This is a genomic window from Plantactinospora sp. WMMB334 (assembly GCF_049179095.1).
Lineage (GTDB): Bacteria > Actinomycetota > Actinomycetes > Mycobacteriales > Micromonosporaceae > Plantactinospora.
In genome coordinates, this window is record NZ_JBMHME010000002.1 from 6,991,715 (window position 1) to 7,004,638 (window position 12,924).

Sequence of the window (12,924 nt, forward strand, 5' to 3'; positions counted from 1 at the left end):
TCCTACAGACGGAAGTACGGACGTGGAAGATTGCCGGCCGGGTGCGGGCGGCAAATGCCGCGACGGAACCGTCGGTGTGCTGTCAGCATGGTCGACGTGTTGATCACCGTGAGCACCACCCACCGACCCGCCACCGACCTGGGCTACCTGCTGGTCAAGCACCCCGACCGGGTGCATGCCTTCGGGGTGCCCACCGGTACGGCGTACGTGGTGTTTCCGGAGGCCGGCACCGAACGCTGCACCGCCGCCCTGCTCCTCGACATCGACCCGCTGGCGCTGGCCGGCGGCCGGAGCCGGCGGGGCCGCCCCGGGCAGGGTTCGGGGACCACCCCGGAGGACTTCACCCTCGGCCGGTACGTCAACGACCGCGGGTACGCCGCCTCCAGCCTGCTCTCCTCGGCACTCTCCACCGTGTTCCGCTCGGCCATGCGCGGCGACTCGAAGGACCGCCCCGAGCTGGCCGCGACGGCGATCCCGCTGGAGCTGCGGGTCCCGGCGCTGCGCTGCCGGGGCGGTGCCGAGCTGGCCGGCCGGCTCTTCACCCCGCTGGGCTGGACGGTGACCGCCTTCCCGATCCCGCTCGACCCCACGCACCCCGACTGGGGTGACAGCCGCTACGTCGACCTCACCCTCACCGGCACGCTCCGGCTCGCCGACGCCCTCAACCACCTCTACGTGCTGCTGCCGGTGCTCGACGACGCCAAGCACCACTGGGTCGCGCCGGACGAGATCGACAAGCTGGTCCGGGCCGGCGCGGGCTGGCTCGCCGCGCACCCGGAGCGCGGCCTGATCACCCGGCGCTACCTGGCGCACCGCCGCGCCCTGGCCGGCGCCGCACTCGCCCGACTGGCCGAGCAGCGGCTCGCGGACGAGCCGACCGACCCGGACACCGTCGTGGAGACCTCCGACGGCGGGGCGGACGAGGAGGCGGGACTGCCGGCCGGTGTCGACCGGCAGCCGCTCGCGGCGCTGCGCCGGGCGGCCGTACTCGACGCGCTGGACCGCTCCGGCGCCGCCCGGGTCCTCGACCTCGGCTGCGGCGGCGGCGCGCTCCTCACCGACCTGGTCCGGAACCGCCGCTACACCCGGATCGTCGGCACCGACGTCTCGACCCGGAGCCTGGCGACGGCCGAGCGGCGGCTGCGGCTGGACCGACTGCCGCCCCGGCAGCGCGACCGGATCAGGCTGTGGCAGTCCGCGCTGACCTACCGGGACGACCGGCTGCGCGGGTTCGACGCCGCCGTACTGATGGAGGTGGTCGAGCACCTCGACCCGCCGCGGCTGCCGGCGCTGGAGGCGGCCGTCTTCGGGCACGCCCGGCCGGGAACGGTGATCGTGACGACCCCGAACGCCGAGTACAACGTCCGCTATCCCGGCCTGGCCGGCCGCGCGTTCCGGCATCCCGACCACCGGTTCGAGTGGACCCGGCCCGAGTTCGCGCAGTGGGCCGGCGCGGTGGGCGCCGGCTACGGCTACACGGTCTCGATCAGCGGTGTCGGCGCCGACGACCCCGAGGTCGGCAGCCCGACCCAGCTCGCCGTCCTCACCCGGACCGGCGGCGTGGAGGGAGGTTTCCGATGAGTACGCTCGACATCCCCGAACTGGCCCTGGTGGCGCTGGTCGGGGTCTCCGGCTCGGGCAAGTCCACCTTCGCCCGCCGGCACTTCGCCGCCACCCAGGTGCTCTCCTCGGACACCTTCCGGGCGATGGTGGCCGACGACGAGAACGACCAGTCCGCCTCGGCCGACGCCTTCGAGGTGCTGCATCACGTCGCCGGCAAGCGGCTGCGCGCCGGCCGGCTGACCGTCGTGGACGCCACCAACCTCCAGCAGCACGCCCGGGCCGGGCTGGTCGCCGTCGCCCGCGAACACGACGTCCTGCCGGTGGCGATCGTGCTGGACGTGCCCGAACCGCTCTGCTGGGAGCGTACGCGGGCGCGGCCCGAGCGGACCTTCGGGCGGCAGGTGATCGGCCGGATGCAGCGGGACCTGCGGCGCAGCGTCGGGCGGCTGGAGCGGGAGGGCTTCCGCAGGGTGCACGTGCTGCGCGGCGTCGAAGAGATCGAGGCCGCCGAGATCCGCTACCAGAAGCTCTTCAACGACCGGAAGGAGCTGACCGGCCCCTTCGACATCATCGGTGACGTGCACGGCTGCCGGGCCGAACTGGAGGCGCTGCTGCTCCGGCTCGGCTGGACCCTGCACCGCGACGATCGCGGGCGGCCGGTGAACGCGACGCATCCGCAGCGGCGTACCGCGATCTTCGTCGGTGACCTGGTCGACCGGGGGCCGGACTCGCCCGGCGTACTCCGGCTGGTGATGGGGATGGTCGGCGCCGGCACCGCGCTCTGCGTGCCCGGCAACCACGAGCAGAAGCTGCTGCGCAGGCTGCGCGGCCGCAAGGTCACGGTCTCGCACGGCCTGGCCGAGACGCTGGCCCAGCTCGACGCCGAGGAGCCGGCCTTCGTCGCCGAGATCTCCGCGTTCGTCGACGGCCTGGTCAGCCACTACGTGCTGGACGGCGGCCGGCTGGTGGTCGCGCACGCCGGGCTCAAGGCCGAATACCAGGGTCGGGCGTCGGGCCGGGTCCGGGCGTTCGCGCTCTTCGGCGAGACGACCGGCGAGACCGACGAGTACGGCCTGCCGGTGCGCTATCCGTGGGCCCGGGACTACCGGGGTGCGGCGACGGTCGTCTACGGCCACACCCCGACCCCGACCCCGGAGTGGGTCAACAACACCATCTGCATCGACACCGGCTGCGTCTTCGGCGGGACGTTGACGGCGCTGCGCTATCCCGACCGGGAGCTCGTCTCGGTGCCGGCCGCGCGGGAGTACTACCCGCCGGCCCGGCCGCTGGCCGCAACGCCGGGGCCGTCACCGGGGCCGTCGCCGGCCGTGACGCCGCCGGAGCCGCCCGGCGTCGGCGCCAGGGACGGTCTCGGGCTGGACCTGCGGGACGTCACCGGGCGTCGGCACATCGACTACGGCTACGGCACGGTGACCGTAGCGGCGGAGAACGCCGCCGCCGCGCTGGAGGTGATGAGCCGGTTCGCCGTCGACCCGCGCTGGCTGCCCTGGCTCCCGCCGACCATGGCACCCTGCTCCACCTCGACCGCCGAGGGGTTCCTGGAGCATCCCGCGCAGGCGTTCGAGGACTACCGGAAGGCCGGTGTCGACCGGGTGGTCTGCGAGGAGAAGCACATGGGCTCCCGCGCGGTGGTCCTGGTCTGCCGGGACGAGGCCGGTCCGGCGGGGCCGGGCGGGGCCGACCGGGTCGGTGCGGCCGCGCCGGACGCCGCCGCACGGTTCGGCCCGGGCGACGGCGTGGTGTACACCCGCACCGGCCGGCCGTTCTTCGGCGGGGCACGGGACCGGGCGCTGCTCGCCCGGGTACGCGCCGCTGTCGGCAGGGCCGGACTCTGGGACGAACTCGGCACCGACTGGGTCCTGCTCGACTGCGAGCTGCTGCCCTGGTCGGCCAAGGCCGGTGGCCTGATCCGCGAGCAGTACGCCCCGGTCGGCGCGGCGGGCCGGGCCGCGCTGCCGGCCGTGCTGGAGGTGCTCGACCGGGCCGCCGGGCGGGCGCTGCCGGTCGCCGACCTGCGGGCCCGGATGGAGCGCCGCGCGACCGACCTCGACCGGTACGTCGGGGCGTACCGCGGCTACGTGCGGCCGACCGACGGCCTCGACGGGGTGACACTGGCGCCGTTCGCCGTGCTCGCCAGCGAGGGCACCTCGCACGCGGGCCGGGACCACGGCTGGCACCTGGCACTGGCCGACCGGCTGCACGCCGCCGACCCGGAGCTGTTCACCCCGACCCGGCGCCGGATCGTGGACCTCGGTGACGAGCCGGCGGTCTCGGCGGCGACCGACTGGTGGCGGGAGCTGACCGCGGCCGGCGGCGAGGGGATGGTGGTGAAGCCGTACGCCGGGCTCGCCGCCCGGGACGCCTCGGGGCGGCTGCTCCAGCCGGGCCTGAAGTGCCGGGGCCGGGACTACCTGCGGATCATCTACGGCCCGGAGTACGCCGAACCGGAGCAGTTGGCCGTTCTCCGACACCGCTCGCTGGGGCGGAAGCGCGGGCTGGCCCTGCGCGAGCACGGGCTCGGGCTGGCCGCGCTCGACCGGCTGGCCGAGGGCGCGCCGCTCTGGCGGCGGCACGAGCTGGTCTTCGCGATCCTCGCCTGCGAGTCGGAACCGGTCGATCCACGACTGTGACCTGACGGGGCCGGCGGCGCCCGTACCGGTAGCCTGAGTGACCGTGGCGGACGCCGTCGGCGACCGGTCGAACGATTCACGGAACGGACTGACATGGCACTGGGCGAACGGGTAGGCCACGTCTTGCGTGGCGCGGCCATCGGCGTGGCCGAGGCGGTGCCGGGGGTCAGCGGCGGGACCATCGCCCTGGTGACTGGCGTCTACGAGCGCGTCATCGCGTCCGCCGGGCATCTGGTGAACTCCGTGCGGTACGCGGTCTCCGACCTTCCGCGCGGGCGTGGCTGGACGCGCACGGGACACCAGGTGCGGCAGGTGCACTGGGATGTGGTGATCCCGCTGCTGATCGGCATGCTGCCTGGCCTGCTGATCGCGGCGAAGGTGCTGGAGCCGCTGCTTGCCGACTATCCGGAGCAGACCAGGGCCGCCTTCTTCGGGCTGGTGCTCGCCTCGGTGCTTGTGCCGATCTCCATGGTCGGCAGGCCGTGGCGCGGTGCCGAAGTGTCAGCCCTGGTGGCTGCCGCGGTGGCCGCGTTCGTGTTGACCGGGCTGCCGCAGGCCACCATCGAACCGCATCCGCTGATCGTGCTGGTCGCGGCGGCGGTCGCGGTCTGCGCGTTGGTGCTGCCCGGGGTGTCGGGGTCGTTCCTGCTGCTGACAATCGGCCTCTACCAGCCGACCATCGACGCGCTCAACGAACGCGACTTCGGCTACCTGGCGATCTTCGCCGCGGGCCTCGTCATCGGCCTGGCGTCCTTCGTCAAGTTGCTCCAGTGGCTGCTCGAACGGCACCGCCGGATCACCCTGGCGGTGCTGGCCGGGGTGATTGTGGGCAGTCTACGTGCGCTCTGGCCGTGGCAGTCCGAGGATCGCAGCCTGCACGCACCCGGCGACAACGTCCCGTCCGTGATCGCGCTGGTCCTGCTCGGAGTCGCCGTGGTCGCGATAATGATCCTTGCCGAGCGCCGCCGGCTCCGCCGGGCCGCCCGGGACCTCACCGAGGAGACGTACGAGACGCCCCACGTGCGCTGACGACACCGGTGCCCAGGTCGATCCCGATCCCGGTGCCGGGCTCACCGGGTGATGCGGCGGGCACGCCACCGGGCGGCCGGTCACACGCTGGTCGCGCCGCCCTGGAGCCGGGCGAGAAACTCGGCGGGAAGATCCGGCAACTCGCCCAGGCGCCCGACCGCGAGCGCCCGGTACGTCAGCCGGGCCGCCTCCTCGAGGTTGGCGGCCCGCTTGTGCGCCAGCTCCACACTGTCGGCCAGCACCGAACAGCCGTGCCGACTCAGGACGAGACAGTTGGTGCCGTCCCGGCTCGCGTCGGCGGCCAGCGCGGCGAGTTCGGTGGTGCCGGGCGGCCGGAACGGAACCCGGGCCACCCGACGCAGGTAGAAGCCGTGGTCGGTGCTGACCAGCCGGATCTGCTCGCCCAGCGCGTCGAGCAGCAGCACGGTCTGCGGGTGCAGGTGCACGATCGCGTTCACGTCCGGCCGGGCCCGATAGGCGGCGAGATGCAGCTCGACCTCGCTGCTCGGCAGGATCCCGTGGCTCGGCGTGACACCCGTCGGCGGCCCGGGTCCATCCCCGGGGACGGCATCAGCGGTGCCGGCGGCCGGGACGGCAGCGACCACCACCGCCTCAGCCGCAGGGCTGGGCGGCACGCGGACCCCGGACGCCCCGGGCACGGCGGCGGACCGGTCCGGGTCACCAACGGCGACCGACCTGGTGGAACCGGCCGGTTGGTCCGGCAGCACCAGACCGTCCGAGATGCGCACCCGCACAAACGAGGTGCGGGCAAGCCGGTCCAGCCAGGTGCCACTGGCGGTCACCCAGCAGGAATCGCCGTCGGGCAGCCGGGCGGACAGGTTGCCGCCGGAGCCGGCCACGAGGCCGGTCCGGACGACGTCCTGTCCGACGTACGCGAGCTGGTCCCGCAGGTCTCCCCGGAGATAGTTCACGCCGACGGCCCGTCCCGCCGCACCGCGTTCTCCGCGACTCGACCGTCTGGCGCCGTCCTGGACAGGGCGGACACCAGACGGGTCGGACGCTGAGTCAGCGAGCCTTCTTGGTGGCTCGCTTACGCGGCGGGGTCAGCAGGTCGGCGATCGTCGCGATCGCCGTCGGCACCAACCGGTAGTAGGCCCACACGCCCCGCTTCTCCCGCTCCAGCAAGCCGGCTTCGGTGAGGATCCGGAGGTGATGGCTGACCGTCGGCTGGGAGAGGCCGAGCGGCGCGGTGAGGTCACACACGCACGCTTCGCCCTCCGGTGCCGACTGGATCAGGCTGAGCAGCCGGAGCCGAGCGGGGTCGGCCAGGGCCTTGAGGACCCCGGCCAGACGCTCGGCGTCAGCACGCTCGATCGGCTCGCCGGCAAGCGGCGAGATCTGAGGCATAGTCATTTCGGCCAACGCAGTTCCCACGTATTCCATCCTTCCACCAGCAGCATCGACCCGCCTGCATATCAGCAGATCCGAATCGGCAAACTTTTAGGCCACAAGGCCGAGGTCAGCCAACGTATAGGCTGCCCGGTACGGCAATCCGGCGGCTCGTACGGCGTCGCCGGCCCCACGATCAACGATAACGGCCACGCCCACCACCTCGGCTCCGACCTCCTGTAACGTCTCCACTGCGGTCAGCACGCTGCCTCCCGTGGTGGAGGTGTCCTCTACTGCCAACACCCGGCGACCACCCACCTCCGGACCCTCGATCCGGCGCTGCAGACCATGCGTCTTGCCGGCCTTGCGGACCACGAAGGCGTCGAGTCGACGCTGCGCCGCCGAGGCGGCGTGCAGCATCGACACGGCGATCGGGTCCGCACCCAACGTCAGGCCGCCAACCGCGTCGTACGTCCAGTCCGCCGTGAGGTCGAGCATGACCCGGCCGACCAACGGTGCCGCCGCGTGATGCAGGGTCACGCGCCGCAGATCGGCGTACCAGTCCGCCTCACGACCTGAGGACAGCACCACCCGCCCGTGCACCACGGCAAGGTCAGTGATGAATTTACGCAGGTCGTCGTGGTCCCCCATGGCGGGTAAGGGTACTGCGCCACGGTGAGAACCGAATGGCCGACCCGGCAGGACAGCCGATCGCCGGGGTCCGACGGTGGCCGATGGGGCGGAAAATCGGCTACTCTCCGCACTGAAACTTGCCCGCGCCCGGACGCCGCCGTTTCGGTGAGCGGCCGGGTCGTCCCGCCGGGTTATCGACTCACGACTCCCTGCGACCGGTGCGACCCCGGGCATCCCGGGCCACCGCCCGCCAGAGGCGCCCCGGCGCGTGACGCATCCCGAAGACGGCCAGCTTGTACTTCCAGTCCGGGACGCTCACCAGGCGGTCCCGATCCAGGTCACGCAGGGCGTCCCGCACCACGTCGTCGGCGCGCAGCCACAGCCACCCGGGCGTCTTCGACATGTCGATGCCGGCCCGGTCGTGGAACTCGGTACGGGTGTAGCCGGGGCAGAGCGCCATCACCCGTACGCCCTTCGGCCGCACCGACTGGGCCACCGACTCGCTGAAGTTGGTCACCCACGCCTTGCTGGCCGAGTACGTCGAGCCCGGCATGACCGGCCCGAAGCCGGCCACGGAAGAGACATTTATCACTGCCCCGTGCCGCCGCTCGGCCATCCCGGGCAGGGCGGCGAGGGTCAACCGCAGCACCGCGTGCACGTTGAGCCGGAGCAGCCGGGACTCGTCCTCGACCGTCGAGTGCAGGAACGACCGGTTGAGGCTGATCCCGGCGCTGTTGACCAGCAGGTCGATCGGCTCCGACGCGTCGGAGAGCCGCTTCTCGACCAGGCCGCACCCCTCCTCGGTGGCGAGGTCGGCCGGCAGGACGTCGACCACGGTGCCGTGCCGGGCGGCCAGCTCGGCGGCGCGGTGCGCGAGCCGTTCGCCATCCCGGGCCACCAGCACCAGGTCGTATCCGTCGGCCGCGAGCCGCCGCGCGAAGGCGGCACCGATCCCGGCCGTCGCACCGGTCACCAGCGCGCGACGCGGCGCGATCCGACTCGTCGCGGGTTCAGGATCGGGCGTGGGGTCGGCTGCTGCCACGGATCTGCTCACCTCGACGACTTCGCTGGCGTACCGGGGCGGTGCCGCCCGGAGCGGTACCGCTTCCACAACGTAGTCGAGGGGCCGGGGCCGGGAAAGACCACCGCCAGCGCTCCCGAGGAGCCGGACCCGGTCCCACACCGCCGACCGGTCCCACACCGCCGACCGGTCCCACACCGCCGACCGGTCCCACACCGCCGGACCCGGTCCTGCACCGCCGGTCGGTCCCACACCGCCCGGCGAGCCCCGGTGCGCCGGATCCCCCGGCGGGCCGCTGCCGGCCGGGGGATCCTGGATGGGCGGTCAGTTCGCCGGAGGGTTCTCCGGCGGCCGGTTGGTCGGCGGGTTGTCCGAGGGCGGGGTGCCCGGCGGCGGGTTCGTCGATGGTGGGGTGCCCGGCGGCGTGCCGGTCGGGGGGTAGGACGGATAGCCCGGATCGGTGCCGGCAGTCGGGTAGCCGGGATCGGTGCCGGCGGCCGGGTAGGCCCCGCCCGGCAGCGGCGGTTCCGCACCGGCCGGCTGCTTGCGGAAGAACTCGTTCGACGCCGGCAGGGCGAGCAGGATGATCGCGGCGATCAGCGCCAGCAGTGCGATGACCGAGCAGATCATGCTGACCGGCTCGCTCCAGGAGGGCAGCTCCGCCTCCAGGCGTCGCTGCACCTCCGCCGCATCCGGGACGTCTCCGGCGGAGCCGGTGCCGGCGCCCATCCCGGAGAACGCGCTGCCTCCGACGCCGAGCCCACTGCAGCAGACACCGAGCCCGGCCACCACCCAGGTGGCGATCCGGGCGCCGTTGCGGCCCTGTGCGTTCAGCAGGCCGAGCACCACCAGGCCGATGGCGATCAGCAACTGCAGCACCGCGCTGAACACGGTGGCGCCGACGATGAAGCCCTCGGCGCCCTCGAGAGAGGTGCCGGCGTACTCCTCCTCGAAGATGGTGGAGATGGTACCGAGCGTGGCGAAGCTGACCGCCGCGGTGACGACGATCAGGGCAGCGGCCAGATACAGCAGGTAACTGGCGTAGGTGACGGTGCTCGGGCGCGGCCTCGCGGTCGGCGCGAAGTTCGCTGGTTCCGACACGGCTCTCCTTTCCTGGCTCGGGATCCCGAGGCGGGGTTCCCGGAGACGGGTGGTGCGGATCGAGTGTTCCCGAAGCAGACTCTTCCCAGATTCCGCACCACCGTATCGGTATCGATCCCGCCGATTGGGGGTGAACCGCCGCCAGTCGCGCGGCGCCGGGGGCGGACGCGGGCTGTTTCAGCCCTGGTCGAGGCGGGTCGCGGCGTACTCCCCCAGGGTGGTCCGGTCCATCAGGCAGCCGCTGAAGGTGGTCAGCTCACCCGGATCGTCGCGCAGCTCCTGCCAGGCCGCGCCGGCCGTCGCCGGATCCAGCCGGTCGAGCAGGGCCGCCGCGTACGCCCTGCCGGCCGCCGACCCGTTCGCCAGCAACCAGGCCAGCCGGGGCCGGACCTCCTCGGCCCGCTCGGGGAGCGCCGCCTCGACGGTGCGGTACGCCTCGGTGGCCGGCAGCACCTGCCCCGCCAGGCCCACCCCGCCGAACGCGACGACGTCGGACTCGGCCAACTCACGCACCGCCGCCGCCAGGTCGTCGCCATGTCCCGGAAACTCCGCCATGCGTCTATGGTCACCCGAGCCGGGCGGGATCGCTCGGCGGCGGTCGGCGCACTGCGCGGAGAGGCCGGCCCGGCCCGCCGGGAAGCGGACCGGACCGGCCTCGTGGTGGTCGGCCCCGGGGACGCGACGTGACGCCCGGCCCCGGGACGCGACATTCAGGCCCGGGACGCGACGTGACATTCAGGCCCCGGAGACGCCCAGCGACTCCGTGACGCTCAGGCCCGGGAGACGGCCAGCGACTCCTTGTTCTCCGCCAGGTCGACCCGGACGGTGTCCCCGTCGCGGACCTCGCCGGAGAGCAGTGCCTTCGCCAGCCGGTCGCCGATCGCCGACTGCACCAGCCGGCGCAGCGGCCGGGCGCCGTAGATCGGGTCGTACCCGTGCTCGGCGAGCCAGCTCCGGGCCTCGTCGCTGACCTCCAGCCCGAGCCGCCGGTCGGCGAGGCGCCGCCGCAGCCGGTCGAGCTGGATGTCGACGATGCCGCGCAGCTCCTGCCCGGTGAGCGAGGCGAAGACGACGATGTCGTCGAGCCGGTTGAGGAACTCCGGCTTGAAGTGCGACCGGACCACCGCGAGCACCGCCTCCCGGCGCTCGTCCTGGCTCAGCGTCAGGTCGGAGACGACCGCCGAGCCGAGGTTGGAGGTGAGGATCAGGATGGCGTTGCGGAAGTCGACGGTACGCCCCTGGCCGTCGGTGAGCCGGCCGTCGTCGAGGACCTGGAGCAGCACGTCGAAGACGTCCGGGTGGGCCTTCTCGATCTCGTCCAGCAGGATCACCGAGTACGGCCGGCGGCGCACCGCCTCGGTGAGCTGACCGCCCTCCTCGTAACCGACGTAGCCGGGCGGGGCACCGACGAGGCGCGCCACCGAGTGCTTCTCGGCGTACTCGCTCATGTCGATCCGGACCATGGCCCGCTCGTCGTCGAAGAGGAACTCGGCGAGCGCCTTGCCCAGCTCGGTCTTGCCGACACCGGTGGGGCCGAGGAAGAGGAAGCTACCGGTGGGGCGGTCCGGGTCGGCGACCCCGGCACGGGCCCGGCGTACGGCGTCGGAGACCGCGGCGACCGCCTCGGCCTGGCCGACCACCCGGGCGCCGAGCGACGACTCCATCCGGAGCAGCTTGGCGGTCTCGCCCTCCATCAGCCGGCCCGCCGGGATGCCGGTCCAGGACGCGACCACCGCGGCGATGTCGTCCGCCCCGACCTCCTCCTTCAGCATCGCCCCGTCGGCCTGCAACCCGGCGAGTTCGCCCTCGGCCCGGGTCAGCGCGGCCCGGAGTTCGGGAATCCGGCCGTAGCGCAGCTCGGCGGCGCGTTCCAGCTCGCCGTCCCGCTCGGCCCGCTCGGCCTCGCCGCCGAGCCGTTCCAGCTCCTCCTTGGTGGTGGAGATCCGGGTGATGTGCTCCTTCTCCAGCTTCCAGCGCTCGCTGAGCGCGGTGAGCTGCTCGCGCTTGTCGGCCAGCTCCCGGCGGAGCCGTTCCAGCCGCTCGGCCGAGGCCGGGTCGGGCTCCTTGGCGAGCGCCATCTCCTCGATCTCCAGCCGACGGACCGCCCGCTCGATCTCGTCGACCTCGGTCGGCCGGGAATCGATCTCCATCCGGAGCCGGGAGGCGGACTCGTCGACCAGGTCGATCGCCTTGTCCGGCAGGAACCGGTCGGTGATGTAGCGGTCGGAGAGGCCGGCGGCGGCGACCAGGGCCGCGTCGGTGATCCGGACCCCGTGGTGCACCTCGTAGCGTTCCTTGAGGCCGCGCAGGATGCCGATGGTGTCCTCGATGGTCGGCTCGCCGACCAGCACCGGCTGGAAGCGCCGCTCCAGCGCCGGGTCCTTCTCGATGTGCTCGCGGTATTCGTCGAGCGTTGTCGCGCCGACCATCCGCAGCTCGCCCCGGGCCAGCATCGGCTTGAGCATGTTGCCGGCGTCCATCGAGCCCTCGCCCTTGCCGGCGCCGACCACGGTGTGCAGCTCGTCGAGGAAGGTGATGACCTGGCCGTCGGAGTTCTTGATCTCTTCCAGCACCGACTTGAGCCGCTCCTCGAACTGGCCCCGGTACTGCGCACCGGCGACCATCGCGCCGAGGTCGAGCGAGACCAGCTTCTTGTCCCGCAGCGACTCGGGGACGTCACCGGCGACGATCCGCTGCGCCAGCCCCTCGACGATCGCGGTCTTGCCGACGCCGGGCTCGCCGATCAGCACCGGGTTGTTCTTCGTACGCCGGGAGAGCACCTGCACCACCCGGCGGATCTCGGCGTCCCGGCCGATCACCGGGTCGATCCTGCCGTCCCGGGCGCTCGCGGTCAGGTCGACGCCGTACTTCTCCAGCGCCTGGTAGGTCTGCTCCGGGTCGGCGCTGGTGACCCGGCGGTCCCCGCCGCGTACCGAAGGGAAGGCGGCGACCAGGTTCTCCTCGGTGGCACCGGCCTGCTTCAACACGCCGGCGACCGCTCCGCCGACCCGGGCCAGCCCGGCCAGCAGGTGCTCGGTGGAGGTGTACTCGTCGCCGAGCGGCCGGGCGATCTGCTCCGCCGCGCCTATCGCGTTGACGAACTCGCGGGCCAGGCTCGGCTCGGCGACACTGGAGCCTCGGGCGGCCGGCTGGTTCTCGACGGCGCGGGCGGCGGCCCGCCGGATGTCGGCCGGGTTCGCCCCGACGGCCCGGAGCAGTCCGGCCGCCGTCGACCCGCCGGTGTCCAGCAGGGACAGCAGCAGGTGCCAGGGCTCGACCGTGGCGTGCCCGCGCTGGTTGGCGGTCGCGACGGCGCCGGTGATGACTTCGCGGCTCTTCGTGGTGAGGCGTTCGGCGTTCATGGGGCTCCCAATACGGTCCGCCGGCCGTGGTACGGGCCGGCATCGGCAGCGTGGCGGGCGGTGACGCCGCCGGCCGGCGACACCACCTCCAGTACTGACGACACAACCAGAGTTGAGTCTATTCCACTCAACTCCCTGGCGGTGACATCTGTCACACCTATCCGGAGCGACGGCCGCCGGCCCGCGGAACCTGGGACGGCCTCACCGGTCCCGC

10 protein-coding genes are annotated in these 12,924 nt (G+C 73.1%); 3 read left to right on the forward strand and 7 right to left on the reverse strand.

Annotation, left to right across the window (positions count from 1 at the left end; genetic code table 11):
• The first annotated feature begins 96 nt into the window (after positions 1-96).
• The 3 genes from ACN27G_RS30370 (at position 97) to ACN27G_RS30380 (ending at position 5,243) form a co-directional block, all read left to right on the forward strand.
• Positions 97-1,581 (forward strand): 3' terminal RNA ribose 2'-O-methyltransferase Hen1, encoded by a 1,485-nt coding sequence (locus tag ACN27G_RS30370; RefSeq protein WP_421496109.1) that lies wholly within the window; start codon positions 97-99, stop codon positions 1,579-1,581.
• The gene (locus tag ACN27G_RS30375; protein WP_421496110.1) at positions 1,578-4,214 is read left to right on the forward strand and encodes a polynucleotide kinase-phosphatase; all 2,637 of its coding nucleotides are present in this window, start codon (positions 1,578-1,580) and stop codon (positions 4,212-4,214) included. The genes ACN27G_RS30370 and ACN27G_RS30375 overlap by 4 nt, the downstream gene beginning before the upstream one ends.
• Before the next feature lie 93 nt (positions 4,215-4,307).
• Positions 4,308-5,243, forward strand: a complete 936-nt coding sequence (locus ACN27G_RS30380) for a DUF368 domain-containing protein (protein ID WP_421496111.1) — start codon at positions 4,308-4,310, stop codon at positions 5,241-5,243.
• Positions 5,244-5,323: 80 nt separating this feature from the next.
• Here ACN27G_RS30380 and ACN27G_RS30385 read toward each other — a convergent pair whose 3' ends face one another.
• The 7 genes from ACN27G_RS30385 to clpB all read right to left on the reverse strand — a co-directional run bounded on the left by ACN27G_RS30385 (position 5,324) and on the right by clpB (position 12,710).
• Entirely contained in the window at positions 5,324-6,175 is an 852-nt protein-coding gene (locus ACN27G_RS30385; RefSeq protein WP_421496112.1) for a class II aldolase/adducin family protein, read from the reverse strand.
• A 94-nt stretch (positions 6,176-6,269) separates the two neighbouring features.
• Positions 6,270-6,647 (reverse strand): ArsR/SmtB family transcription factor, encoded by a 378-nt coding sequence (locus ACN27G_RS30390; protein ID WP_007073957.1) that lies wholly within the window; start codon positions 6,645-6,647, stop codon positions 6,270-6,272.
• A 57-nt stretch (positions 6,648-6,704) separates the two neighbouring features.
• The gene (locus ACN27G_RS30395; RefSeq protein ID WP_421496113.1) at positions 6,705-7,244 is read right to left on the reverse strand and encodes an orotate phosphoribosyltransferase; all 540 of its coding nucleotides are present in this window, start codon (positions 7,242-7,244) and stop codon (positions 6,705-6,707) included.
• A 181-nt stretch (positions 7,245-7,425) separates the two neighbouring features.
• Positions 7,426-8,268, reverse strand: coding sequence for an SDR family NAD(P)-dependent oxidoreductase (locus ACN27G_RS30400; RefSeq protein ID WP_421496114.1), 843 nt, complete (start codon positions 8,266-8,268; stop codon positions 7,426-7,428).
• A 303-nt stretch (positions 8,269-8,571) separates the two neighbouring features.
• A complete protein-coding gene (locus tag ACN27G_RS30405) occupies positions 8,572-9,348 on the reverse strand; it encodes a hypothetical protein (protein WP_421496115.1) in 777 nt (258 codons plus the stop codon).
• 177 nt (positions 9,349-9,525) lie between these two features.
• Complete coding sequence (locus ACN27G_RS30410; protein ID WP_421496116.1) at positions 9,526-9,903, reverse strand: hypothetical protein; 378 nt, start codon at positions 9,901-9,903, stop codon at positions 9,526-9,528.
• Between the two features lie 215 nt (positions 9,904-10,118).
• Complete coding sequence (gene clpB, locus ACN27G_RS30415; RefSeq protein WP_421496117.1) at positions 10,119-12,710, reverse strand: ATP-dependent chaperone ClpB; 2,592 nt, start codon at positions 12,708-12,710, stop codon at positions 10,119-10,121.
• Positions 12,711-12,924 lie beyond the last annotated feature (214 nt).

What these genes read in the sequence shown, in the direction of transcription:
- clpB (WP_421496117.1), bottom strand. Translation starts at nt 12,710, where the DNA reads ATGAACGCCGAACGCCTCACCACGAAGAGCCGCGAAGTCATCACCGGC.
- ACN27G_RS30410 (WP_421496116.1), bottom strand. Translation starts at nt 9,903, where the DNA reads ATGGCGGAGTTTCCGGGACATGGCGACGACCTGGCGGCGGCGGTGCGT.
- ACN27G_RS30390 (WP_007073957.1), bottom strand. Translation starts at nt 6,647, where the DNA reads ATGGAATACGTGGGAACTGCGTTGGCCGAAATGACTATGCCTCAGATC.
- ACN27G_RS30375 (WP_421496110.1), top strand. Translation starts at nt 1,578, where the DNA reads ATGAGTACGCTCGACATCCCCGAACTGGCCCTGGTGGCGCTGGTCGGG.
- ACN27G_RS30380 (WP_421496111.1), top strand. Translation starts at nt 4,308, where the DNA reads ATGGCACTGGGCGAACGGGTAGGCCACGTCTTGCGTGGCGCGGCCATC.
- ACN27G_RS30395 (WP_421496113.1), bottom strand. Translation starts at nt 7,244, where the DNA reads ATGGGGGACCACGACGACCTGCGTAAATTCATCACTGACCTTGCCGTG.